Source organism: Nostoc mirabile CHAB5784 (assembly GCF_020829645.1).
Lineage (GTDB): Bacteria > Cyanobacteriota > Cyanobacteriia > Cyanobacteriales > Nostocaceae > Nostoc > Nostoc mirabile.
Genome location: NZ_JAIVFS010000026.1, coordinates 1 through 23,951 on the forward strand (window position 1 = coordinate 1; position 23,951 = coordinate 23,951).

A 23,951-nucleotide genomic window follows, 5' to 3' on the forward strand; every position below is an offset into this window, starting at 1 on the left:
TGGACGCAGGTCTGGGTTGCCGAGTCGCGCTGGACGTTTTTTACTCATGATGTATCACTAAGAACATCAAACCAGATGTTCTTAGATTATATCTTTTGCATCCTTTTTGCTTAAGTTGACACCAATGGGCATTGCCGTGCCCTCCAACCCATTTGGCATCTCAACGATAAATAATATTGTTTTGCACGATGTATATTAAGTTTGAATGATACTAATTCCTTGACGGGAAATTACAAATAAATTCTTGGCTGCGGTGAACAGTTCTATCAGGGCACAACATTGTTGTGCCCCTACGCAAGATATTTGTGGTAACTTTAGTTTGCAGGTTTGTGAAGATGGAATAATAAGGAAAATATTCGCCCTTGAATTACCATCATTCACCCTTGGATCTCGGTTGTTGCAGTTCTGAGCATGAAGTTCCGAGTTCAAAGGTCGAAGTTTCGAGTTCAGAAGTCAAACTTCCGAGTTCAAAGGTCAAAGTTCCGAGTTCAGAGGTCGAACTTCCGAGTTCAGAGGTCGAACTTCCGAGTTCAAAGGTCAAAGTTCCGAGTTCAGAGGTCGAACTTCCGAGTTCAGAGGTCAAACTTCCGAGTTCTGAAGCTGAAAACTGGAGTTCTGAGCCTAAATGGTGGAGATAATAAGTACAGACCATTGTAAGGGCACGGCAATGCCGTGCCCCCAACCCATCTGGCATCTCAACGAGAAACAATATTGTTTTGCACAGTGCGTATTCCATTTGAATGGTACTAATTACTCTACGGGAAATTACAAATAAAATATTGGCTAGGGTGAACAGTTATATCAGGGCACAACATTGTTGTGCCCCTACGCAAGATATTGGTGATAAGTTTAGTAGGTAATTTGTGTTTTTTGAGGTTGCAGGTTTGTGAAGATGGGATGATAACGAAAGCGATCGCTCCTGACTCACTATCATTCACTCTTGGATCTCGGATGTTGCAGTTCAGAGCTTCAAGTTCCGAGTTCAAAGAGTAAACCATCGCCCTCTACTCATCATCATTCACCTTTGGATCTCGGACGTTGCTGTTCAGAGCTTCAAGTTTTGTGTTCTCATCTCGAAATTCCATGTTCTGAGGTTGAAGCTTCGAGTTCAGAACTCGGAACGCCGAGTAATTTACTCCAACATCCGAGTTCTGAGCTTCAACATTGCCGACAAGCCGCTTTGCGTCTACGCCACGCTTTCAACAATCAAAATTCTTCTTCCTCGTCAACTTCCTCGCCTATCAGTGGAGCTTGCGAACTGTGACGTACATGAAGCACAAAAACAGCATCTTCCCGAATAGCGAACAAAATTCGGTACTTATTTTTTGACTTACCGTAAATAAGTTGACGGATTTCTTCAGTAAGTGCATCATTTTCTGGAGCTAGAGCGCAACGTAGAGGCTTTTCTTGCAGAGTAGCAATAGTATCCATCAACTCCCGAAACCATTTATCTGCATAAACTGGGTTACGCTGTCTCAACCAAGAGTAAGCATTATCAATTTCAGCTTTTGCAGTCTGAGTCACCCTAACTTGAAATGCCATACTTTTGCTGCATTTCTTGCTCAAACTCGCTTAGGGTACTGGTTCTACCAGCCTCTACATCTTCAAGTCCCTGCTTAATTCCGGCGATCACTTCCAATCTTTCCAACGCATCCAGCAGTTTTTGGTAAGACTCTGCATCCTGAACCACAAGTTCGGCTTTACCATTAACTGTCAGCACTACAGGTTTTCCTGTCTGCTTCATCTGCTGGAGGAATTCCAAGGTATTGCGTTTAAAGCTAGAGAGTGAATGGATGCCTCGACTAATGTTTAGCATATAGTTGATTATGCATTAAACTTGCACTTCATTTAACCCTATCTCAAAAGCTTCCGTCCAGTACAAAGTTAATTATTATGCTGTCACCGCGTTTTACTTGAGAAAAATCACACATCGCGCTAGTCTTCATTGACGTAACCGCACGCTGTAACATTAGGCGATGACAAATCAACTCTCTTTGAAAATTCCCTCTTGCACTTGGAGCCGTCCTATCGGCTTAGGCTGGGACAAACCTTATACCGTCCGCTACGGAAGTAATATCGATGATGGCCCTTGGCATGGTATGCCTTTAGGTGGCTTTGGTGCAGGTTGCATCGGTCGTTCTTCACGGGGAGATTTTAACCTGTGGCACATCGACGGCGGTGAGCATACCTTCAAAAACGTTCCCGCTTGTCAATTCAGTGTGTTTGAATCCAATAGCACATCTTACCAAGCCTACGCTTTGTCTACGCAAGCGCCCGATGATGGCACTCTCAAAGCTTGGCAATGGTATCCGACAACTCCCGCTACAGAGGGAACAGGTAATTATCATGGGCTATATCCACGTAGCTGGTTTGTGTATGAAAATGTCTTCCAAGCACAGTTGACTTGTGAACAGTTTTCCCCAGTCTGGGCAGGCAATTACCAAGAAACTAGCTACCCTGTGGCAATATTCCTCTGGAATGCCCACAATCCTACAGATGTAACCATTACTCTGGGCATTATGCTCACTTGGCAAAATATGGTGGGCTGGTTTACAAACGCTCTAAAATCTCCCGAAGTGCGGGTGCGCGATGATGGTAGTCCGGTTTATGAATACCAACCGCGCTGGGGCGAAAGTCAAGGAAACTATAACCAAATAGTTGAAAATACACAACAGTTTGGCTGTGTTTTAGGTCGGGTTAGTAGTGATGAACCTTTGCAAGAAGGTGACGGAACTTGGTGTATTGCGACGCTGAAGCATCCCCAAGTGGAAGTATTTCACCACAGCCAATGGAATCCAGAAGGAACGGGTAATGAGGTGTGGCAAAGCTTTGCTAAAGATGGTTCTTTGCCTAATTATCTAGATACCACAGCAATAGAGAATACACAATTAGGAGCTGCGATCGCACTCCGTTTCACTCTGCAACCAGGCGAAACTCTCGAAATCCCCTTTGTCCTCGCTTGGGATTTGCCGATCACAGAATTTGCCGCCGGGGTTAATTATTACCGCAGATATACAGATTTTTTTGGTAAAAGTGGAAACAACGCCTGGGCGATCGCATCTACTGCCCTACAAGAATATCAAACCTGGCGATCGCAAATTCAAAGTTGGCAAAAACCGATTCTCGACCGGGAAGATTTACCCAACTGGTTTAAAATGGCTCTATTTAATGAGCTTTATGACCTCACTAGCGGCGGTACTCTCTGGAGTGCAGCATCAGAACTTGACCCCATCGGTCAGTTTGCAGTGCTGGAGTGCCTAGATTATCGTTGGTATGAAAGTCTAGATGTGCGATTATACGGCTCTTTTGCCCTACTGATGCTGTTTCCAGAATTAGAAAAGTCGGTAATGCGGGCATTTGCAAGGGCGATTCCTCAAGGTGATGATAGACCCCGGATAATTGGCTATTACATGACAATTAAGGCAGAAAGCCCAATTGCAGTTCGCAAAGTTGCAGGTGCAACACCCCACGATTTAGGCGCACCCAATGAACACGTTTGGGAGAAAACCAACTATACCAGCTATCAAGATTGCAATTTGTGGAAGGATTTGGGTAGTGATTTTGTCTTGCAAGTATACCGTGATTTTTTGCTCACAGGTGCTGACGATGTAGAATTCTTAGCAGATTGCTGGAGTGCGATCGTTCAAACCCTCGACTACCTGAAAACTTTTGACATTGATGGCGATGGGATTCCCGAAAATTCCGGTGCGCCTGACCAAACCTTTGATGATTGGCGGTTACAGGGTGTCAGCGCCTATTGTGGTGGGTTGTGGTTAGCGGCGCTAGAGGCTGCGATCGCAATTAGCGATATTTTATTAACTTACCAGACAGGTGACACAGCAGAGTTGGCGGTTCAAAAATCCACTTATGAAACTTGGTTACAACAATCTCTTCCTATCTACCAAGAAAAACTCTGGAATGGGCAATATTACAAACTTGATAGTGAAAGTGGTTCCGATGTGGTGATGGCGGATCAATTATGCGGACAATTCTACGCTCGTCTGCTGGACTTACCTGATATTGTACCGAGCGATCGCGCTCTCTCTGCCCTAAAAACTGTTTATGATGCGTGCTTCTTGAAATTCTGCAATGGTGAGTTTGGTGCTGCTAATGGTGTTCGTCCTGACGGTTCACCAGAAAACCCCAAAGCTACTCATCCCCTAGAAGTCTGGACAGGGATAAACTTTGGCCTGGCAGCTTTTCTTGTGCAGATGGGAATGAAGGATGAAGCGTTTAGGTTAACGCAAGCTGTGGTGCAGCAAATTTATGACAATGGGCTGCAATTCCGCACCCCTGAAGCTATCACCGCAGCTGGTACTTTCCGCGCTAGCACTTACTTACGGGCAATGGCAGTTTGGGGAATTTACTTAGTTATTAATTGATAAAACACACATACAAGCGCACAGCTATCATGCGTGTCAACTCAAGGTGAAAGCCAATCTAGAGCAAGCTTTTATAGCAATACGCTCGGGTTAAGCATTTTCTCATTCTCTCTGTGTTCTCTGCGCCTCTGCGGTAGCCTGCGGCAAGCCGCTCCGCGTCTACGTTAAAAAAATTGACTTTGAAAGAGTTGTAACCTTAACTGAACCGTATTAGCTTTTATAGCGGTTCCCTCCCTGGTGAGGTATGTTTTCAAAGCTACTAACCTTGATAAACAAGATTTTGGTGTATCTCAGTTGCTTGGGAAACGCTATATTTGCAGCAAGTACCCAATGAGGAGCATTTCCAGCTAGAGGCTGGAAACTAGATTTAGCTTAAGTTTTTAGGTTTTCAGTAGCTGCTAAAAGCCGTAATACACCCTAGACTATATTCTAATTATTTCTGCCTACCTACTTATGGTATATGCGTTGCTAAATTTAACCTGTCTTTCTCTGAGAAAGCAGAGTCTAGATTTGTGATTTTATTTTCCGAGTGTTTCCGGAAGCGAAGGAAAATTTTAGTAATGGTAAGAGTTGAGCATTGAGAATTCAAGACTACTCTATGCCAACTATATCTTTGTTTTAGACCGAGGTATTCGTGTTGAGCAAGGCACCGATCGCGAACTCATAAACATTGGTAGTTTTGACTAGCATTTAGCTCAACTGCCACAGCATCCGTAATCTCAACTTTATAAAAGTTTTAAAGATTAAGACACATATAGGACTCCGATTTTATTTTTGAAATCCACGTAGGGGTGTGTTAGCGATCATGCGTGTCAACTTAACGTTAAAAGGGCGGTTATAAACCGCGTCTACACGAGACTTTACCCACCTCCGTGGGTTAAGAATCAAAGATTTTGTATTAGTCCACGGAGGTGGACGAGAGTTTGTGTAGCCGCGAATTCCCTGAGCCAAGGCTTAAGTTGACACCAATGGTTAACGATAGCCTAACGCACCAAAACCTTAGAATGGTGCGTTACGCTCCGCTAACACACCTTACAAGACTACTTAAATTTTTTCAAAAAAAATTACGATTCCTATAGGATTACTATTTGATTTTTGAATAAACACCGTACACCTCGAAAAGCCTGATTCCCTACTCCCTACTCCCTATTCCCTACTCCCTGCCCACGCAAATAATTTCAAAAATCAAAGCGGATTACTATATATAAGTTACTGTTGAATAAACTTCACAATATTATGTGTTAGTTAACTTTATCTCTATTAATAATTTTTTGAATATTTTACCGACTTAACCTGCTATATATTTTTTCTTACAAGCATCTTGCTACAAGTATTTTGCTTTATTCAATTAATGATAATTAAAACCAGCTATCTCTATTACTGCTAGCCAGTTTTTTTTCACAACTAGGCTATTTCTCATTACTAGCTGATAATCATGAAATAATTCACGATAAGTTTACAGTGATTTTATTTAGATACGCTAAAGCTGTAGTTCTTGTAAATCAAGAAATATAAGGATAATAAATATAATTCTCTAATTGAACTTATTAATAAAATACGTTCAATCTTATGCCTGGAACGTTTTTATTCTTTAAATTTTACTATTTTTAGAACTTGTTTTACATCATAGTTAATGGTAGTATTTTCTAGCAACTCGACAATAATAAAGGGTTTAAATTGAGATTGTATGGGGGGTCAGACCCCTCATGAATTAGCAAAGGAGGACAAAATTTAAAGTTGCACAATCCGCAATTACGTATCGAAATACATTCAGTAAATTTAACTTAAAAATCTACTAACTTAGTAGATGACATTAATGAAAAAAAATAGTATAAATACGAATGGCGTTATTAAAGCTCAAAGATAAATAAATTTTTCCCAATAATCGAAAAAATATGGAAACTTGCCGGAAAATGCTTAATTAAGCAGTAGTAAGAAATACAGGCGTTTTAACAGAGAAGATTTATTGAATTAGGAGTTGAGAAAGTTTCAGAGGACAAAACTGCATCTACTAAGAGCTACGCCAAGACTTTTATCCTACCAGTAAAATGAGAAGACAAAAGATAAATTTTTACTTTTCACTTACTAACAAGCTATAAGGAAAGTTTCCTCAATTCATCGCAGGAAATCTGGATAATTAAGACTGAGCAGCCAACAAAATTGATTAAAAACTTGATTGTTTTTAATCAAAGGTTACTTCATGAAAAAAATCATCAGGTCAAACAAGATAACTAAACACTATGATGAATCAAGACATTGCTGGTATTAATAGTAACTTAGATACAACAGTCAAGGCTCAACAATTTGACAAAGTAGTTGAAGCAATTATTGCTGGAAAGTACTCCTGGGCATGTGTTTTAATGCTACGTTTTACTGGTTATAATCCTCTCCATTACATTCCGTACCGTACCTACAATCGATTGCTTAAAGAAAACTCTCAAACCAACAGAACAAAACAACAGCAAAGTGAAAATATAACAATGCTGAAACATGCTAATGATTCAAGACCTGCTTATCTTGAAGTAGTTGGAAACCAAAAAACAGAAATCCGTGGTGGTAGTTTAGAGCAGAGATTGGGACACCCAATTAACGAACATCAATCAAGGAAATCGCCATTAAAACCAGAAGGCAGCCAAGATATTTCCTTGAAACGCTGTGGAGTCAATTAAAAACAATTTGGAATCCAGAAATTCTGTCCTAGAGTTGATTGAGTGTCTGAGAGCCTACTATGCTAATTTAAAATTTTTAGCATGGTAGGTTTTCTATAGCAGTGATTAATTTAATATTTATTTGCAAAAATCTGCCAAACTGGCAAATATGTACTGACGATATTGATAAACTAATAACAACTACAACTTCAAGCAAAATAGAGGTGATTAGCGGCAAGCAAGTTAATTTTAAAAAATAAAATCAATGATTAGTTCTGACTATGAAATAAATTAAATTTATTACAAAAGTAGTCAGCAGTTTATGGAGTAAATAACTCCTATACCAAGACCAACGATACAACCGTTGCTACTGGTGGTTCTTTTTCTAAGGAAGTCTCAGCAAAGAGAATTTGGGGAGGTGGATTCCCCCAATCCAAATTTTACACAGCTTTCATCGACTGCAGACGATGGGAGTAATGCTTATAAAACTTTCTATCCTGTGGTTGGTGTTGCTTTAGTTAAATATTGCAAACGCTTAACACCAATAACAGGAACGGAAACAGAAAAGTTACGGTAAAATCGTTGTCGTGGCTGGTAGAACTAGTACCGCAAGTCGGAAGTCACGCATTGAAAAGTCAAAAGTCAAACTTTTGTATATCAAGGCTTTTGCAAGTTTTAAAATGGTAGCTTGATTTGCGCTGCGTTGTACTAATAGGTCATACGCTTCTCTTTCTCTTTCGACTATTGTAATCCTAGTCCTCCCAACCTGGATTATCTCTGCTTTCTAAATTTTCAATTTATATAGCAACTACTGGAAGTTCAAAACTTGAATAGCTTCCAGTTTTTTTATGTGTATATAACTTACGCATTGACAATAAATACTAAATAAATATGCAGCAAGGTTAAAAACCATATCTTTCGTAAGGGCACAGCATAGTCTATTTACCATCGCAGAATAATTAAGAAAAGCCTGAACTTCCTATTTTAGGTAATACACATCACGATGCATTTGTATAGTGCATAATATTATGTCCGCATAATTAGTTATGATTCCCACAGTCATTGCACCCCACCCCGCCAAAGCTACGCTTTGTCTCCCCTCCCGAAGAGCGGGGAGGGGATTAAGGGGTGGGGTTCTTCGGGTTTAATAAGTAATCAAGCGGACATGATACAAGTCCTAGTGTAAATAAAAATAGGGTGAGCAATTTGCCCACCCTACTTTTTGTAGAGAATGGTTAATCCAAAAATGAATTAAACCTTAGCTAATTCTGGCGTAGGACGCTTGCTGTTGCGAATTGATGTAATAGCCTCAGCATAATCCTTAGCGTTAAATACAGCTGAACCGGCGACAATTGCATTAGCTCCCGCTTCCAAAACTTGCCAGGTATTATTTGCCTTGAGTCCTCCATCCACTTCAATCCAAGGGTCAAGACCGCGTTCATCACACATTTGACGCAGCTTGCGGATTTTGGGTAATACACCAGGGATAAAGCTTTGACCACCAAAACCAGGGTTGACGCTCATAATCAGTACTAAATCGCACAAATCTAGAACGTATTCAATTAGCTCTAGAGGGCTACCAGGATTAAGTACAACTCCAGCTTTCTTACCAAGCTCTTTAATTTGCCCCAAGGTGCGGTGCAGATGTGGGGAAGCATTATGCTCGCAGTGTACAGAGATAATATCAGCACCCGCTTTAGCAAATCCCTCTACATATTTTTCTGGCTCCACAATCATCAAGTGGACATCTAGTGGCTTGGTCGTAATCGGACGAATCGCCTCCACAACCAGAGGGCCTATCGTAATATTAGGTACAAAACGACCGTCCATTACATCAACATGAATCCAATCTGCTCCAGCCGCGTCTATGGCGCGAATTTCGTCACCCAGACGACTAAAATCGGCTGATAGGATAGATGGAGCAATTACAATGGGCTTTTGAGATAGGTTTTGGGTCATGGCTAGTGGGTTTTAAGCGTCCTCGTCTGTAAGCATTGTAACAAAACATTGAGCAAGACTCATAACTTTGATCCCGGTCTTTTTGGGGAGTAGCGAATGGGGAGTAGCGAGTGGGGACAATAATAACTCCTAACTCTGCTAATTTTGGATTTTGGATTTTTCCTTCAATCCCAAATCCAAAATTTAAAATCTAAAATTGAATGACTAATGACTAATGACTAATGACTAATGGCTAAAAAACTAACCTGGATAATTTGGGGATTAAGTGCTTCTTGTCTGAGTGCGCCGGTAATTGCTTCGGCTTTAGAATCTGCTTTAGGAACTAACGGCATTGATGCTCTGAAGCTACACCAAGCTCCTTATAATTTAATCGGTCGTAAGATTGCTATTGGTCAAGTGGAAATTGGCCGACCGGGAATGTTTGGGTGGGATAAGGCGGTGTCTAAAAATCGCGCTATATCTTTAGCGGCGGTATTCTTACGCAATGGGCCAGCTAAATCAAATAGTGGTGTTGACCCCCACGCTTACAATGTCGCTGGTGTGATGGTGAGTAAAGATAAAGCTTTGCCAGGAGTTGCTCCGGGAGCGCGACTGTATTCGTCTGCGGTGGGTTCCACTAAAAACATGGGTCAGCCAGAAGAGTGCTTATCAGCCCAGCACATAGCCCTACAAAATGGTGGCGATGTCCGCGCCATTAATTTTAGCTTTGGTGAACCTTTGAGCCGCGATCCTCGGCCAGAGGCTACTTTAGACGGTAATGCTTTACTAACTTTATGTGTTGACTGGTCTAGTCGCGTTCATGATGTTTTGTATGCGATCGCAGGCAACCAGGGTAAGGGCGGTATTCCTATTCCTACAGATAATTTTAACGGAATGAACGTGGCTTTTTCATCCCGCCGAGGGAAAGTTTTTAACAAAGTAGATGTGGCTAATCTGGCGGGTGCTAACCAAGGAGTGAGTGGAAGGCTAGCTGGAAGGGAATTTAATCTTGATGGGCGTCGCGCTATCAGTTTAGTTGCTCCTGGGAATAATATTCCCTTGCTCAATCCAGATGGCAAATTGAACAAGGTTACAGGTACCAGTTTTGCAGCGCCTCAAGTTACGGCTACTGTTGCTCTGTTGCAAGAATTTGCTGACCGACAGATACGGACAAAACAACCCCATTGGAGCATTGATTCTCGGCATCATCAAGTAATGAAAGCTGTATTGCTAAATTCAGCAGACAAAATCCTAGATAGCGGTGATGGCTTGCGGTTGGGAATGAGCCGAACGCTAATTGATAAACAAAATGAAAACTGGCTAGACTCTGATGCTTATAAAGATCCCACAATTCCCTTGGATGCCCAAATGGGAGCGGGTCATTTAAATGTATTTCGCGCTTATCAGCAACTTAGTAGTGGTCAATGGCAGCCATCAGGGGCTGTACCTGCCATTGGTTGGGATTATCGCACAGTCAATGCTGGAGCGTCTGTTGACTATATATTAGCAAAACCGTTAAAGCAGGGGAGTTTTGTTGCTGTTACTCTGAGTTGGGATCGATTGGTAGAACTCAACGATAAAAATAAAAACCAGCAATATGACGTAGGCGAAAATTTTCGCGATCGCGGTTTGAATAATCTCGACCTATACTTAGTAAAAGCTGATGCTAAAAATTCAGATGCTGGTGCTGTTTGCTCCTCAATCAGCCAAATCGATAGTGTAGAACATATTTTTTGCCCCGTTGCTGCTGCTGGCAATTACAAAATCCGCGTCCAGTTTCGTCAAAAGCGAAATGAAGTGACTCAACCATATAGTTTAGCTTGGTGGAGTGTACCTATCAATTAAATCAGTGAACAGTGAACAGTGAACAGTTATCACAGTAACTCTATCGGGGATTTGACCCTAACTGTTACCTACCACTTGTTAGAAGTGGGGGACTCTGACGAATCGGATAAATACATCATGCAACTGATAACTGATAACTGTTGAAATAGGGTAGCACAGCCGTCTGTCCCTATAAAAGTTTGGTATTTCGTAAACTGAAAAGCCTGATTTTATCTTTAAAAACCAAGAGCGCTGGTTATTTTGTGATTAGGTAATCTACAATACTTTTATAGATAAATAGGAAAATTCCTAATAATCGAGATTTTTCATAATTTGTCTGCATCGCTGCCTCAATTAGGAATTAGCAACTCTAATAGCTTGTGTTTAATTCCTCTGAGCTAATCACTTGCTGTTACAGAAACTGTAACAGTCCCATTTTCTATTGGAGCAAATGCAATAGTTAATCATTGACACAGTTTCTGCGTCAACCATGAGCACAGATCGGGAATCTTTGGCAAGTGAGGTAGCAGAATGAATCGACAAAAATTTAGTAACGCGAAAGAAAATTTCCTGCAAAGACGTTACGGTGTTAGTCTGGGCAGACGTTATGCTTTGGCAGCTGCAAGTGTTGTTCTATTCAGTGTATTAGGGTGTTCTCAAGTCGAGAGTAACAAAAGTGCCCTCGCCCAATCTAGTTTACCTCAGCCAGAAACTCCATTGCAAAAAAAAACAGTCAACCCTGATACAAGAATAGTTGAGTCTAGCAACAAGTTTGGCTTCAAACTATTTTCAGAAGTTCTCAAAGATGATCAGGCTCAGAAGAATGTTTTTATCTCACCTTCGAGTGTAGCGATCGCTCTTGCTATGACCTACAACGGCGCTAGCGGCTCGACTCAACAAGCAATGGCAAAAACTCTGGAATTACAGGGGATGACTCTACCAGAAATCAACTCTTCTTACGCGGCGGCATTAAAGCAGCTTTTAGACAATCAGGATGCGAAGGTGCAATTGAGCATTGCTAACTCACTTTGGGCAAATCAAGATGTTAGCTTTGCACCAGATTTCCTCAAGAGAACCCAGGATTTCTATCAAGCTAAGGTCAGCAATTTAAATTTTAAAGATGCCGCTGCATCTAGTATTATCAATAACTGGGTAAAAGAAAATACTAAGAGTAAAATTACTAAAATAGTTAAAACAATTGAACCCAATCAAGTGTTATTTTTGATTAATGCCATTTATTTTAAAGGTAATTGGAGTAACGAATTTGACAAAAATCAAACTGCTCAATACCCTTTTTACATTACATCTGGCAGACGAAAACAACACCCAATGATGTCACAGGAAGGTGACTATAGATATTATGAAAGCGAACAGTTTCAGGCAGTTAGTTTACCTTACGGCAAAGATGGTAAATTCAGTTTTTATATTTTCTTACCCAAACAGAACTCTAACCTTAAAGCCTTCTATCAAAACTTGAATGTTGAGAACTGGGAAAAATGGATGACTCAGTTTAACAAGCAAAAAGGGTTTATTCGCCTACCCCGTTTCAAAACAGATTACGAAGTTACACTAAATGATGCCTTGAAAACATTAGGCATGGAAGAGGCTTTCAGCAACAAAGCCAATTTTTCCGGCATGGGTAAAAATTTTGCCATTAGCCAAGTTAAACATAAAACTTTTGTTGAAGTGAACGAAGAAGGCACCGAAGCGGCTGCGGCTACTTCAGTGGGAATAGTAGCAACATCTTTGAGAGATGAACCAGAACCATTCCGAATGATTGTTGATCGTCCCTTCTTCTGTGCCATTAGGGATAATCAGACGGGAAATCTTTTGTTTATGGGTTCCATCATTGATCCACAGTAAAAAATTTAGGCATTGCAGAACAGTGGGATGAATTGAGGGAAGCAGGGGGAGAATTTTGGAAGTTGCTAAATCATCCCGCAAATATGTAACATCAAAATTCAAAATGAAGAAATTTTGAATTTTGAATTTAACTTAAGGTAATGTCGCTTCAGAAATACTCAATGTGTTGTTAGTATCAGCTTTCGAGGACTCGTTTGCTGCAATAGGTGCAGTTATTTCCCCAGTGGCGCTGTCATCTGTTTCGCTGCTAAGGCTCCCAGGACGCAAGGCGCTTAAAGCAGTCTTAATCACAACAGCTGTGGGTACTGCCACTATTACACCCAACAGTCCGCCAATTCTTGCGCCTGTTAAGACCGAAATTAAAATCCAAACTGGATTTAAACCCGTAAAGCTGCCTAAAATTCGGGGGGCAATTAAGTTTTCGAGAATTTGCTGTACAATTACTGCCGCTATCAAAACTCTCACACCCATTGAGAAATCTTGCAGTGCTACCAATAGTGTAGTCAGCGCGATACCTACAGAACCGCCAAAGGGGACGAGAGCCATCAGACCAATAGTTAGGCCGAATAGTAAACCAAATGGCACTTTCAGCCACAAAAACGTAGGAATGAGGGCTGATGCCATGCAAGTCGATAAAATTAGCTGGGTGATGAAGAAATTTTGGAAGCTCAGGCGGACTGTTTTGGAAAAAGGATCGCGAAATTTAAAGGGTAACCATTCCACTAAACTTTCCCAAAGTTCACCCCCATGCTGTAAAAGGTAGAAAGTCAAAACCATCGTCAAGAGAATATCTAGCAGACTAGTGACTGTAACTACTGCCAGATTTAAAACTTGTCCAGCGATCGCTTGCAATTGTCCCTTGACGCGATCGTTAATTTGCACTACCAGAGCATCAAGGTTAATCGGTAAACCATAAGTCTCAGCTTTTTCGTTTAATATCATTAACTGAGAGCGTCCAGAGTCGATCAACTCTGGCAAACGAGCTACCAGTTGTTGAGCTTGGGTAAGGGCCAACGGAAAAAGCGTCACACCCAACGCCAATAAAATCGATAAAGCCAAGAGAAATACTAAAATAGCAACTTGCTCTCGCCTAGCACCATGATGCTCCATCCAACTTACGGGGTAGTTGAGCAGAAATGCTAGCACTGAGGCTCCAACTAAAATGACTATGAGAGAATGGAAATAATTAAAAAATACCGAAAGTGCCCAACCATTAAGAACTAGTAGCGGAAGGAATAACGCGATCGCCCCGATTCGCGCTATTGGTGTGAATGTTTGCCACCAGTCGAGTAGCTTGCGTGTCTGCATTTTAAGCTGATTGCTGGATAGAACTAAATAAAATCTTTCTTTACAGATTATTATCTCTAACTATATGAGTCTTATTCATCCTTCTAGTTTAGGAGTTAGACTAACCCAAATGGAAAATTTTGAACCAAAAGAGAATGGGGAGTGGGGAGTGGGGAGTGGGGAAGAAGCAAGGGAGCTCTTAGCAGGGAGCAAGGGAGAAGAATTTTCCCCCCTGCTCCCTGCCCCCCGCCCCTCTGCCTTTTTTCAATACCCAATACCCAAAACACAGTTGCTTTTACATTTGATTCCAATCATCGGCTTTTTTCCGTCCTTGTGGACTCTCTATCGGGGCCAAGGGAGTCGGGAACAACTTGCTATTAGCCGTATGTCTATTACTTTGGCGCTTACTTGGCTGTTGGGATATCTATTATTAGGTACTGGAGCAGCAACTTCAGATTTTTTTCCGCTACGTTTTTTTATCCTGAATAGCTTTCTCACGTCGGGTTACTTTTTAGTAAGTGTCTGGTTGATTTTGCGCCTGATGCAGGGCAAATCTGGGCGTTTACCAGGGTTTACGACTTTAGCCGAACGAGTGTTAGGAAAGTACTTATCTTAATTTTTTAGGGTGATAATTTTTCAGTAGTTTTACCTATTTCCTAAAAAATTACTGTTGATTTATCTATATATCTAGTCAAATCCAGTTTATTATTGCCATACTTCAGTAAAACATCTCTAGGTTGACCCAAAAAAAGGAAAAATGCTGCTACAAGTGTTGTGGTTGACACTACATTAAAAAAATTAGCACTGATAATTAAGAGTTAGTTATTATGGGTTGATTTGTTTGGATGTTTTTAGTTTGCAAATTTACCGAATTTGATTAGTGAGTAAGTGTGAGGAAGTCTGTGACCATTCAAAGAAGTTCGGCGGAAGAAAACCAGTCGGGAAAAGCCTCAAAGTCCAGTAAAAGAATTCCCCTTTCCGATAACTCGAAATCCGGGCGTTGGCTGTGGTTTTGGGTAGGTATGAGTGGGATTGCAATGGTGTCAGCAACAGCAGGGGCGCTTTTGGCAGTGTCTTTGACCAGTACGCCTTTGCAACAAGCCCAGCTAAGTCCACAGGATGAAGCGGTGTTTGATGGCGATCGCATTTCTGGAGGTGTGCTGCGATTTTCAGAATTAACTCGCCCGGTGAATCTCTTGGTTATGGGGATGAGTGTACTTCCCCCAGATGTGCAAAACCCTCCCGAAGAAACCAAAAACCTTAGATACCTGCCCCAAGTAAACTCCTTTGATGGTCTTGCCGATGTGATGCTCTTGGTCAAATTTGATCCAGAGACTAAAAAAATAGTTATGCTCTCCGTTCCCAGAGATACCCGTACAGAAATAGAGGGGTATGGGGTGAAAAAAATTAATGCCGCCAATGTTGAAGGTGGGCCAGCTTTGACTGCCAGAACCGTCAGTAATCTCTTAGGTGGGGCAGGAATTGATCGCTATGTGCGAATTAATGTTCTGGGAGTTGCCAAGCTGATCGATGCTTTAGGGGGCGTAACAGTCTACGTCCCCAAAGATATGAAGTACCAAGATGATTCTCAGCATTTGTACATCAATTTGAAGGCGGGTAAGCAGCATCTCAACGGTGAGCAGACACTGCAATTGCTGCGGTTTCGCCATGACGAACTCGGTGATATTGGTCGGATTCAGAGGCAGCAAATGGTCATGCGTGCCTTGATGGATCAAACACTTAACCCCGCTACTGTCGCTCAATTACCTAAAGTTCTGGATGTAGTGAAAGACCACATTGATACCAACTTGACGGTTGAAGAGTTAGTAGCGCTGATAGGTTTTGGGGTGCGAACAAATCGCTCTAATATGCAAATGTTAATGCTGCCAGGTCGCTTTAGCGAGAAGAATGAATTTGATGCTAGCTATTGGTTGCCCAACAAAGATGGTATTGCTAAACTGATGGCTCAACACTTTGGTTTGGAGTCAGAAGAGGAACAGCAGGCGACTGCGACTGATCCACGCTCTTTACGTGTAGCAATTCAAGATAGTACAGGTGGCGATCGCTCTAACCTCCGACCCTTGATTAGAGCTTTGGAAAAATCTGGATATAGCAACATCTATGTGGCTAAGGCATGGGGTGAACCTCTAGAAGTAACTCACATTGTCGCCCAGCAAGGAGATGGTGACAGTGCCGAATCAATTCGTGACACTTTGGGGTTTGGCGAAGTGCGTGTGGAAAGTACTGGCAACCTTGGCTCGGATATCAGTATCCAAGTAGGCCAGGATTGGTTGCAACAAAAATCTATTTTGGAGGAGTTGCTGACGAAATAATTCGTAATTCGTAATTCGTAATTCGTAATTAATTACACTGGCACAAATGTTGCTGAGAGCGAATTTACTAACTGGCTGAGTTCTTGGAGTTTTGCTGCTACTGCACCATTAGTTAATAATTCTTCTGCCTTAGCTAAACCCTCTGGCATGTCTCCACAAATACCACTCCGCCATAGGTAAAAACCGCCATTCCACAAGGCTGTTTGCATTAGTTCGCCTGGTTCACCTGCTAAAACCTTCTGAATATCCGTCACCAGTTCTTCAGTAGTTCCAAGGGGTACGTTCTTGGTAGTAAAGCCGTAATCACGCGGTACGAGGTGCAATCGTTCTACCTCTTGGGATGCTACGGATGAAGATAAGCTGATAATCGCAGTGCGATCGCGCGGTAAGTCGCAACTACCTTCCAATCCTTTCACTAGTGTAAATTTTGTTACTCTCCGCAGCCCCAAAGCTATCTGAAACATCCCTTCTGTCGGCGGATGCACAAACCCAGCAATTACGTGAGCATCCCCAGCATAAGGACACCAGATTAGCTCCATTGTCGCCAATGGCGGACGTTTGCCAAGTTGGTCGCGGTACTCCCAAATACTGTTAGTTAAGGGAAAATGCTGAGGTAGATAAATAAAGCCGATTCCCGTTTGCTCAAACACTTGCTGGGTTTTTGCTAGTGGTAGGCTAGTCCAATCGACTCCTAAACCCTGCCAAATATCTATTAGAGGTAATCCATACTTAGTTGGGAGGCGATCGCCACCGTGCATTACCACTGGTTGTGCAACTGCGGCAAGTAGTAAAGCTGTTACCGGACTAATTGGTGCTGTGCGTGTTCTGCCATCATAGGGGATACCAAGAGCGATCGCTGGTCGCCAAGAGACGATTGGTTGCAGTTTTGGTCCCAGTTCATGATATGCATCTAACATTCCCGCTAACTCTTCCCCTGTGGGACGTTTGATTCGATGAGCAATCAAAAACGCTCCGATTTGGGCTGGTGTAGCTTCACCCAGCAGCATCATTTTAGTGGCGGTGGCTGCTTGGGCGCGAGTTAAATTCTCGCTTGTGTGGTTTCCACTACCTACTTTTTGCACTAATTCCCTAAATATATTGCTCATTTGTGCTTTGTGCTTTGTGCTTTGTCCTTTGTCATTTGTTCTTTGTCCTTTGTGAATAACCGAAAATGACTAATGACTAATGACTAATGACTAATGACGAATGACTAATAACTAATAACGCTTAAGAAGCTGATCGCTGCTGGTCAATTTGTAATGGGATATTTTCTCGCACGAGTTGCCAAAAGTGTTTGATGGGGGGAATTTGGAGCCGATCTTGAGTTGTTACCATAACTACCCGACGGGTCAAACTGGAACCATCTGCTAAACCACTAGTACTATTGCTAGCTAAGGAACGAATCGTTAGGGTAGGGTCAAGACGAGCTTCCACTAATGCTGATTGAGGTAGCAAAGCTATCAATTCTCCTTGGCGCACCACTCCCCGGAAGGCATCTAGGGTATTTACCTCTAAAGCCGCTTGGAGTGTAGCTTCCATTCGCTCAAATCTATCTTGTATTAAACGCTGCATCCCATAACCATCTTTAAAAACCACTTGGGGATAACGAATTAGCTCCGACCAAGGGACTAATTCATATTGGGCTAGTGGATGATTGGCTGCGGTTAGAACTTCTATAGGTTCATCATAAAGTACTTCTACCACCATTTCTCTACCAGTGGTTAAAAAGCGATTATTCATCACAATTGCTAAATCCACTAATCCATCTTTGAGGACTTTCAGGGCGCGATCGCTTCCCAATGAAGTCACCCGCAATTGCACATTTGGATAATCATTACAAAATTTTTGTAACACTGGTGGTAAGTAATATCCACAGAGGGAGTGAATCGCGGCAATGCAAAGTTCTGGCTGCTTTCCAGCGATTAAATCGGCTAATTCTTCTGTAGCTGTCTGCCATTCTTGGCAAATTTTGCGGGCACGGGGTAGTAAACATTCACCTCCCAGTGTTAATTTTGCATGAGTTGTTCTGTGAAACAGTTCTATACCCAAATCTGCTTCTAATGCCTGGATTTGGCGACTAATCGTCGATTGCGTAACACCAGATGTTCGCGCTGCTTGTTGAAAGCTGCCGGTTTGTGCGATCGCTAGAAAGGCTTGCAACTGCTCTAGGCGCATTTTTATGTAGCCTGAATTACATTTATAACTTTCATTAAAGTTAACGGTTTTTTACCTAAAATTTAGTATATTTTGTTACAGGTCTTTTCTAAAAATTTATATTTATGTAAATCGGGCTATACTCCCTTTTTCGCAAATTATCCGCTTTGCACAAAATTTTTTGGTAAATTCCGCCAAAAAAGACTTGACTATTTTCTTCTGCAATATATAAATTTTTAAATAAGATTTTTAATTCATCACATTATAAGGTTTCAGTAACACAATTTTCTTTGCAACCTCAAGCAAATAGCCGTGCAACTTGCGAATACGGCTGCGATCGCGTCATACTTGCATTTACTAATTACGAATTATGTAGATTATTTCTATTCTGTCTGCTGCACCGCAGTGTTAGGCTGCTGGCGTTGGGCAACCTGAATTAACAACCTCAATGCGTCATTCACCCTTTTATCATTAGGAAAAGCTTGGGCAACATCGGGATCTAAAAGTACTAAATTTGTTCCCTGAGGATACCGCTCAATATACTTGCCTCTGATGCCTCCCTCCATTTGAGCAAAATCGTACTCAGAACGTAATTCGTCTTCCATTTCATTCTCAATTTCTTTCTTCATAAAACCTTTTCTCCTGATGGGTGGCTTTCCCTGCGCTGATAATTCGTATTGGAGTGTTAACAAGCTACGTATCGATCTATTAATTTCCAATTTCCAAATAAGCAACTGTAACCCTCTGCATGGGTATTGTGCCTGTAATCGCTATCTCATGGCTCCGAACCGTTGCGAACCCGTTCAATAAATTCAGGATAATTTTCCAAATCATCTGGAGACTGTAACAGCGGCATTTCAACCCAGTTAGCTTCTGCGTGTAGCTTATCAAGATATGCATAAAATGCTTCTTGATTATCCCGATGGGCTAAAACGTAGGCTTGCAACTCTTTCTGACTCATTGCTTGAAAGTTAGGTTTGCTCATTGCACGTACCTTCATCTGCCATTGGGATATATTTCAATAATATTCTCCTCATATGATGTCCGGGTAATTAACCATAATAACCGGAACCCCACCCCGCAAAAGCTGCGCTTTAGCTCCCCTAAGAGCAAGCGGGGAGGGGTTGGGGGTGGGGTTCTTTTATTATGGGTGATTTGGCGGACATGATATCACCTGCCAAGAAGAACACATTCCCTGTTCGTTCGCCTACACGAACCACATTTATGGGCAAGTAAAATTTAGTAAACCAGCAGCACAGTATAAAGCACTGCGTCTTTTGTTCTGATGTAGGAATAATTCTTGCTCCTCATTATTTTTGATCGCATAAATTATCTTACTTTCTCTAGGCTATTTCTCTATTCCTCTGTCTGCTCCCAATACGCTTGGGTTAAGGCTAAAACTCTTTGTCAAAGTCAATTTTTTTTACGTAGACGCTGCATCGGCTTGCCGCAGGCTACCACAGAGACGCTGAGGGCACTGAGAGAAGAAATAAATGCTTAACTGAACTGTATTGTGTCTGCTCCAATCCGTGTCATACCGCATAATTTTCTAAGCCCAATTTAGTTACTTAATACTGAACGCGCACAGATAGCGCATACTCTTTGAAAAAATTTACCATTCGGCTAAAGCGATCGCTATTCCTTGTTGCAAATCTGGTGTGAGTGCAGCATTATTTGCTAACTGCTGCAATTGTTGATATGTGGCTTCCCCATCCAAATTTTTCAGTGCAGCGATCGCATGTAGTCTCACCGATACATTCTTGACAGCTAGCAGCGAAATCAATGGTTCAATAGCTTGCATTTCGCCTAACTGTCCTAAAGATAAAGCGATCGCACAATTGATGCTGGCAATTTCTGTGGCTGGATGCTGCGTTAGCGTTCGCGCAGCGTCTCGTAGAGAAGCTCGCCGTTCGCGTAGCGTTCCGCAGGAAAGGCATCGCAGTATTTGCAATAATATTTTTACGGCTGCTGTAGTTTGCGGCTTTTGCACTCGCCCCAAAACTGTAACAATTTCTTGCCAAAGTGTCTCTGAAGTGATTTGATTAAATGCAGTTTGCAAATATTCCAAACTGGATGGTGTTCCCACCCAAACCAAAGCGCGGATGGTTTCTAATTGCAGTGGTAGCGGTGTATGGGGTGATATTAGCAGCTTAAATAATTGCTGGGCTGCCTGATCACAACCCATTCGAGAAAGGGAAACTGCGGCTGCACAACAAACATCAATATTAAAGTCGTAAAGCTTGGGTTGTAGTCTCGTCACCAAATCTAATGCTTTGCGTAAGTCGGGGCGAAAACCTAAACCAAGTATTGCTGCACGCCTAACTGTGGCGGCTATATCATCCAAAGCGTTTAACAAGACTGGTGGTACACGTTCGTCATGAAAGCTGCTGAGGGCTTCAATTGCAGCCGTGCGGATTGTTGCTTGTGGATCTTGGACTACACTCAATAGCGGTGTGATGGTTTCTGTTTGGGGAATGCAGGAAAGCGATCGCACTGCTAAAAGCCTTGTATCTTCATCTGCTAGAAGTTCAGTTAGTGAAGTAATCGCAACACTACCCATTTTCCCCAGTGCTGTAGCTGCGATCGCTTTGAGTTCTTCATCCTCATCGGTTTTCAACAATTCAACTAAGGGTGCGACGGCTTCTGGGTGCTGAAATTCGCCTAAAGTCCGTGCTGCATACCAGCGTAATTCTTCCTCTGCATCTTCGTCTTCTAATATCTCAATGAGTGCTGGGATGGCAATATTTCCCAAGCGAGTCAACACCTTGGTGATTTCCCAGCGTTGCTGAAAATCCCCCATCTCTAACATTGAAAGTGTTAATTTCAGCAGATATTCTCGATTTTTAACTATCTCTGGATGTTCAGAATCTGTCCCTAAGATTAATTGTTGTAAATATTGAATTAGTGATGACCAATCACCTGCATCGTATGCTGTCTGGGCTTGCACCAAAAGCTGGTTGATATTACTCACCATACCCTAAATTGTGATTTAGTATGAATATAACGAAAGCACAAACTCGTAAATAAATCGCTGTTTTTCTTTGCCCTTACTCTGCTTTTTAGTACATCATTACACCAATTTTGATCGGCTTGTAGCTAGCGGCTCTAGCTCTGATTTAAGCACTAAAGTGCATACTACGAACTACGAACTACGAATTACGAACTTGTACTGAGCGTAGCCGAAGTATTACGAATTATTTTAACTTGCCTTGACTACAACTGAATTACCCTCAATTTTGGCGGCGTAAGTTTTAAGCGCTTCTGTCGCTGGGCCTTTTTGCACTTTCCCGTCAATGCCAAATTCCGAATCATGACAGGGACAGACAAATTTTTTTACTTCAGCTTTCCATCCTACCGTGCAACCTGCGTGAGGACAGGTAGGGTTAACAGCAGTCAGATTTGCATCCTTAGATGTGCCAACTACCAAGACAGGCCCAGCAGGTGAGTTTTTTGCCAGCAATTGGCCAGTTTTATCTAATTCTGCCGATGTACCTACTGTTTCCCAATTCTTAGATACTGGAGTTGTTTGAGAAGAACAGGCTGCGATCGCTACAGGTAGAGAACTCGCTATCCCACCCAAACCTACCCAATTCATAAAATCACGACGTTTCATAGCTACTGAATTGACACTCCCCTGACCTTTAGGTGAGGGGATTCTACATTCATAGACTCGCCGTTAGACGACAGGCTTGCGCCAATCGCCCAAGAGGGCAAATCTCCTGTAGCGTAAATTCCCGTATGCCCTACGGTACTCAGTCCTAGTCTCAAAATGTTGATACTGGCGTTCAAATCTCTATCCGCCATGTAGTTGCAATGAAGGCAAACATGGGTTCTTGTAGATAAAGATTTTTTCACTTTCTCGCCACAGTTAGAGCAATTTTGGCTTGTGTTATGGGGAGGAACTGCAACAGTTACTTTCCCATATTTATGCCCAAAATATTCTAGCCACAATCGAAAAGTGTACCAGCCAGCATCACTGATAGATTTAGCTAGATGTCGGTTGCGTACCAGCCCTTTCACATTCAAATCTTCATAGGCTACCAAATCATTAGATTGGATGACGGAGTATGCTAATCTCTTGCAATACTCTTTTCGTTGCCTACTTACCCTTAAATGTTTACGGGCATACCTTATTCTTGCTTTGTGGTAGTTGTTAGATTGTCGAGCTTTTTCTTTCTTCTTTGTCGTACTGAACTTCTTAGATTTTTTCCGATTAGCGCGGTTTAAAGCTTTCTCAGATTTGCGGTAAAACTTAGGCGCAGGTTCTACATTGCCAATATTATCGGCGATGAAATATTTCAAACCTAAGTCAATACCAACTACTTGAAGAGTTGGTTGTGTCTCAACTTTAATCTCAACATCAATTGCAAATTGAGCATAGTACCCATCAGCACGACGTACTAATCGGACACGCTTAATTTGCTTGAGTTCGTAGTAATTTAAGTCATAGGTTCCCTTTAGTTTCAAGGTTCCAATACCTTTCTTGTCAGAGAAAGTAATTGCTTTACGATTAGCAGAAAGTTTGTAGCCAGTAGTTTTATATTCAACTGAGCGACAATGTTTTTTAAACTTAGGGAACCCCTTTTTACCTTTGACTTTCTTCTTGCAGTTATCGTAAAATCGTGCTATTGCTGACCATGTACGTTCAGCAGCAGACTGTCTAGCCATTGAATTGAGTTCATCAGCAAAAGGAAATTCAGCAGCAAGTACAGCACAATATTTATTGAGATCGTACTTAGTAACATTTTTATTGTCCATCCAATATCTCAGCGATTTGTTTTGGATGAACTGACTAGTACGAATCGCATCATCTATTGCACGATACTGCTTGTCTTTTCCTTTGACCTTGAACTCGTAAATTATCATCGGTTCGACCTAACCAACCACACATTTATGCTAGTATGCTTGGCATAAGTTGGCAACTAAAGTCAAATAAAACTTTACGAAGTCCTAAAGAACTCAAATAGCTTTCATCACGCAGCCTGAAGTACGGAATACGCAACTACGTTCGGAGGCGGAGTGTCTCCGACTTTGCGCTGTTCCTCAAGGGTTTTCAGCATTTTTTCTATAATATCTAAGTTTTAGCTAACATCTGCCACTCAATTTTGGATTCAAGATTGATTTATGGCAATCCAAAATCCCTTTGATCATTTCAAATACCCTTCATTAAGGGCTTTACGTGGATCATTGGCTAGCTTTGATGCAATAAATGCATATTATTTATCCGTTTTCAGCAATTTTACCAAAAAACCGTAACAATTTATACGATTTTAACAGAAATATGCCTTTAAGTTATAGATATCGAAATTGTTACATGAACATTATCTAAACCTGCTTGACAAATTTCCAAGATGTAAATGGCAACAAGTTTTCCTTAACTAATCACGGATTTGGAGTTTCGCTTTGAATGCTCTGAAGTAAAAATAATCAACCGTAAGCAAATATTAAGTTTTTATTTCCTAATCCTCGTAGATACAACACTTGATGGAACTACGGGTTGATTGATATTGGGCAATTATCAC

19 protein-coding genes are annotated in these 23,951 nt (G+C 41.7%); 6 read left to right on the forward strand and 13 right to left on the reverse strand.

All coding sequences use genetic code 11. The features are described 5' to 3' along the window. Positions 1–373: 373 nt before the first annotated feature. The 3 genes from LC653_RS18060 to LC653_RS18070 all read right to left on the reverse strand — a co-directional run bounded on the left by LC653_RS18060 (position 374) and on the right by LC653_RS18070 (position 1,816). A complete protein-coding gene (locus LC653_RS18060; RefSeq protein WP_229495839.1) occupies positions 374–736 on the reverse strand; it encodes a hypothetical protein in 363 nt (120 codons plus the stop codon). Positions 737–1,206: 470 nt separating this feature from the next. Continuing rightward, entirely contained in the window at positions 1,207–1,542 is a 336-nt protein-coding gene (locus LC653_RS18065; RefSeq protein ID WP_229495840.1) for a type II toxin-antitoxin system RelE/ParE family toxin, read from the reverse strand. Beyond that, a complete protein-coding gene (locus LC653_RS18070; protein ID WP_229495842.1) occupies positions 1,526–1,816 on the reverse strand; it encodes a type II toxin-antitoxin system Phd/YefM family antitoxin in 291 nt (96 codons plus the stop codon). Before LC653_RS18070 ends, LC653_RS18065 begins: the two co-directional genes overlap by 17 nt. Before the next feature lie 160 nt (positions 1,817–1,976). Here LC653_RS18070 and LC653_RS18075 point away from each other — a divergent pair, with 160 nt between their 5' ends. Together LC653_RS18075 and LC653_RS18080 are read left to right on the forward strand one after the other, a co-directional pair. Next, on the forward strand, positions 1,977–4,382 hold the full coding sequence (locus tag LC653_RS18075; protein ID WP_229495843.1) for a GH116 family glycosyl hydrolase: 2,406 nt from the start codon (positions 1,977–1,979) through the stop codon (positions 4,380–4,382). A 2,243-nt stretch (positions 4,383–6,625) separates the two neighbouring features. Next, on the forward strand, positions 6,626–7,051 hold the full coding sequence (locus tag LC653_RS18080; RefSeq protein ID WP_229495972.1) for a HetP family heterocyst commitment protein: 426 nt from the start codon (positions 6,626–6,628) through the stop codon (positions 7,049–7,051). 1,230 nt (positions 7,052–8,281) lie between these two features. On the opposite strand, the gene rpe is transcribed toward LC653_RS18080, so the two are convergent. After that, positions 8,282–8,989 carry a ribulose-phosphate 3-epimerase gene (gene rpe / locus LC653_RS18085; protein WP_229495844.1) on the reverse strand — a complete coding sequence of 236 codons (708 nt, stop codon included), beginning with the start codon at positions 8,987–8,989 and terminating at the stop codon, positions 8,282–8,284. A gap of 228 nt (positions 8,990–9,217) precedes the next feature. Between rpe and LC653_RS18090 the strand changes: the two genes are divergently transcribed. Both LC653_RS18090 and LC653_RS18095 read left to right on the forward strand, forming a co-directional pair. Further along, a complete protein-coding gene (locus LC653_RS18090) occupies positions 9,218–10,813 on the forward strand; it encodes a S8 family serine peptidase (protein ID WP_229495846.1) in 1,596 nt (531 codons plus the stop codon). A gap of 510 nt (positions 10,814–11,323) precedes the next feature. Beyond that, positions 11,324–12,655 (forward strand): serpin family protein, encoded by a 1,332-nt coding sequence (locus LC653_RS18095; RefSeq protein ID WP_229495847.1) that lies wholly within the window; start codon positions 11,324–11,326, stop codon positions 12,653–12,655. Positions 12,656–12,787: 132 nt separating this feature from the next. On the opposite strand, the gene LC653_RS18100 is transcribed toward LC653_RS18095, so the two are convergent. Beyond that, a complete protein-coding gene (locus tag LC653_RS18100; protein ID WP_229495848.1) occupies positions 12,788–13,963 on the reverse strand; it encodes an AI-2E family transporter in 1,176 nt (391 codons plus the stop codon). Between the two features lie 109 nt (positions 13,964–14,072). On the opposite strand from LC653_RS18100, the gene LC653_RS18105 reads away from it, so the two are divergent. Both LC653_RS18105 and LC653_RS18110 read left to right on the forward strand, forming a co-directional pair. Next, positions 14,073–14,558: a hypothetical protein gene (locus tag LC653_RS18105; protein ID WP_229495851.1), complete on the forward strand. Its 486-nt coding sequence runs from the start codon at positions 14,073–14,075 to the stop codon at positions 14,556–14,558. A gap of 286 nt (positions 14,559–14,844) precedes the next feature. Beyond that, entirely contained in the window at positions 14,845–16,275 is a 1,431-nt protein-coding gene (locus LC653_RS18110; RefSeq protein WP_229495852.1) for an LCP family protein, read from the forward strand. Positions 16,276–16,307: 32 nt separating this feature from the next. Here LC653_RS18110 and LC653_RS18115 read toward each other — a convergent pair whose 3' ends face one another. From LC653_RS18115 to LC653_RS18145, 8 genes are all read right to left on the reverse strand, one after another. Then, on the reverse strand, positions 16,308–17,381 hold the full coding sequence (locus tag LC653_RS18115) for an anthranilate phosphoribosyltransferase family protein (protein WP_229495854.1): 1,074 nt from the start codon (positions 17,379–17,381) through the stop codon (positions 16,308–16,310). Positions 17,382–17,502: 121 nt separating this feature from the next. Then, the gene (locus LC653_RS18120) at positions 17,503–18,450 is read right to left on the reverse strand and encodes a LysR family transcriptional regulator (RefSeq protein ID WP_229495855.1); all 948 of its coding nucleotides are present in this window, start codon (positions 18,448–18,450) and stop codon (positions 17,503–17,505) included. A gap of 362 nt (positions 18,451–18,812) precedes the next feature. After that, positions 18,813–19,058, reverse strand: a complete 246-nt coding sequence (locus tag LC653_RS18125; protein ID WP_229495857.1) for a hypothetical protein — start codon at positions 19,056–19,058, stop codon at positions 18,813–18,815. Between the two features lie 146 nt (positions 19,059–19,204). After that, a complete protein-coding gene (locus LC653_RS18130; RefSeq protein ID WP_229495859.1) occupies positions 19,205–19,414 on the reverse strand; it encodes a DUF6887 family protein in 210 nt (69 codons plus the stop codon). A gap of 118 nt (positions 19,415–19,532) precedes the next feature. Further along, positions 19,533–19,727: a DUF6888 family protein gene (locus LC653_RS47350; protein ID WP_372478187.1), complete on the reverse strand. Its 195-nt coding sequence runs from the start codon at positions 19,725–19,727 to the stop codon at positions 19,533–19,535. Positions 19,728–20,041: 314 nt separating this feature from the next. Beyond that, on the reverse strand, positions 20,042–21,403 hold the full coding sequence (locus LC653_RS18135) for a HEAT repeat domain-containing protein (protein ID WP_229495860.1): 1,362 nt from the start codon (positions 21,401–21,403) through the stop codon (positions 20,042–20,044). A 225-nt stretch (positions 21,404–21,628) separates the two neighbouring features. Further along, positions 21,629–22,042 (reverse strand): QcrA and Rieske domain-containing protein, encoded by a 414-nt coding sequence (locus LC653_RS18140; RefSeq protein ID WP_229495862.1) that lies wholly within the window; start codon positions 22,040–22,042, stop codon positions 21,629–21,631. Positions 22,043–22,044: 2 nt separating this feature from the next. Next, complete coding sequence (locus LC653_RS18145; RefSeq protein WP_229495864.1) at positions 22,045–23,295, reverse strand: RNA-guided endonuclease InsQ/TnpB family protein; 1,251 nt, start codon at positions 23,293–23,295, stop codon at positions 22,045–22,047. Positions 23,296–23,951: the final 656 nt, after the last annotated feature.

What these genes read in the sequence shown, in the direction of transcription:
- LC653_RS18125 (WP_229495857.1), bottom strand. Translation starts at nt 19,058, where the DNA reads ATGAAGAAAGAAATTGAGAATGAAATGGAAGACGAATTACGTTCTGAG.
- LC653_RS18060 (WP_229495839.1), bottom strand. Translation starts at nt 736, where the DNA reads ATGGAATACGCACTGTGCAAAACAATATTGTTTCTCGTTGAGATGCCA.
- LC653_RS18145 (WP_229495864.1), bottom strand. Translation starts at nt 23,295, where the DNA reads ATGATAATTTACGAGTTCAAGGTCAAAGGAAAAGACAAGCAGTATCGT.
- LC653_RS18105 (WP_229495851.1), top strand. Translation starts at nt 14,073, where the DNA reads ATGGAAAATTTTGAACCAAAAGAGAATGGGGAGTGGGGAGTGGGGAGT.
- LC653_RS18115 (WP_229495854.1), bottom strand. Translation starts at nt 17,381, where the DNA reads ATGAGCAATATATTTAGGGAATTAGTGCAAAAAGTAGGTAGTGGAAAC.
- LC653_RS18130 (WP_229495859.1), bottom strand. Translation starts at nt 19,414, where the DNA reads ATGAGCAAACCTAACTTTCAAGCAATGAGTCAGAAAGAGTTGCAAGCC.
- LC653_RS18135 (WP_229495860.1), bottom strand. Translation starts at nt 21,403, where the DNA reads ATGGTGAGTAATATCAACCAGCTTTTGGTGCAAGCCCAGACAGCATAC.
- rpe (WP_229495844.1), bottom strand. Translation starts at nt 8,989, where the DNA reads ATGACCCAAAACCTATCTCAAAAGCCCATTGTAATTGCTCCATCTATC.
- LC653_RS18070 (WP_229495842.1), bottom strand. Translation starts at nt 1,816, where the DNA reads ATGCTAAACATTAGTCGAGGCATCCATTCACTCTCTAGCTTTAAACGC.
- LC653_RS18080 (WP_229495972.1), top strand. Translation starts at nt 6,626, where the DNA reads ATGAATCAAGACATTGCTGGTATTAATAGTAACTTAGATACAACAGTC.
- LC653_RS18065 (WP_229495840.1), bottom strand. Translation starts at nt 1,542, where the DNA reads ATGGCATTTCAAGTTAGGGTGACTCAGACTGCAAAAGCTGAAATTGAT.
- LC653_RS18090 (WP_229495846.1), top strand. Translation starts at nt 9,218, where the DNA reads ATGGCTAAAAAACTAACCTGGATAATTTGGGGATTAAGTGCTTCTTGT.
- LC653_RS18120 (WP_229495855.1), bottom strand. Translation starts at nt 18,450, where the DNA reads ATGCGCCTAGAGCAGTTGCAAGCCTTTCTAGCGATCGCACAAACCGGC.
- LC653_RS18075 (WP_229495843.1), top strand. Translation starts at nt 1,977, where the DNA reads ATGACAAATCAACTCTCTTTGAAAATTCCCTCTTGCACTTGGAGCCGT.
- LC653_RS18095 (WP_229495847.1), top strand. Translation starts at nt 11,324, where the DNA reads ATGAATCGACAAAAATTTAGTAACGCGAAAGAAAATTTCCTGCAAAGA.
- LC653_RS18100 (WP_229495848.1), bottom strand. Translation starts at nt 13,963, where the DNA reads ATGCAGACACGCAAGCTACTCGACTGGTGGCAAACATTCACACCAATA.
- LC653_RS18140 (WP_229495862.1), bottom strand. Translation starts at nt 22,042, where the DNA reads ATGAAACGTCGTGATTTTATGAATTGGGTAGGTTTGGGTGGGATAGCG.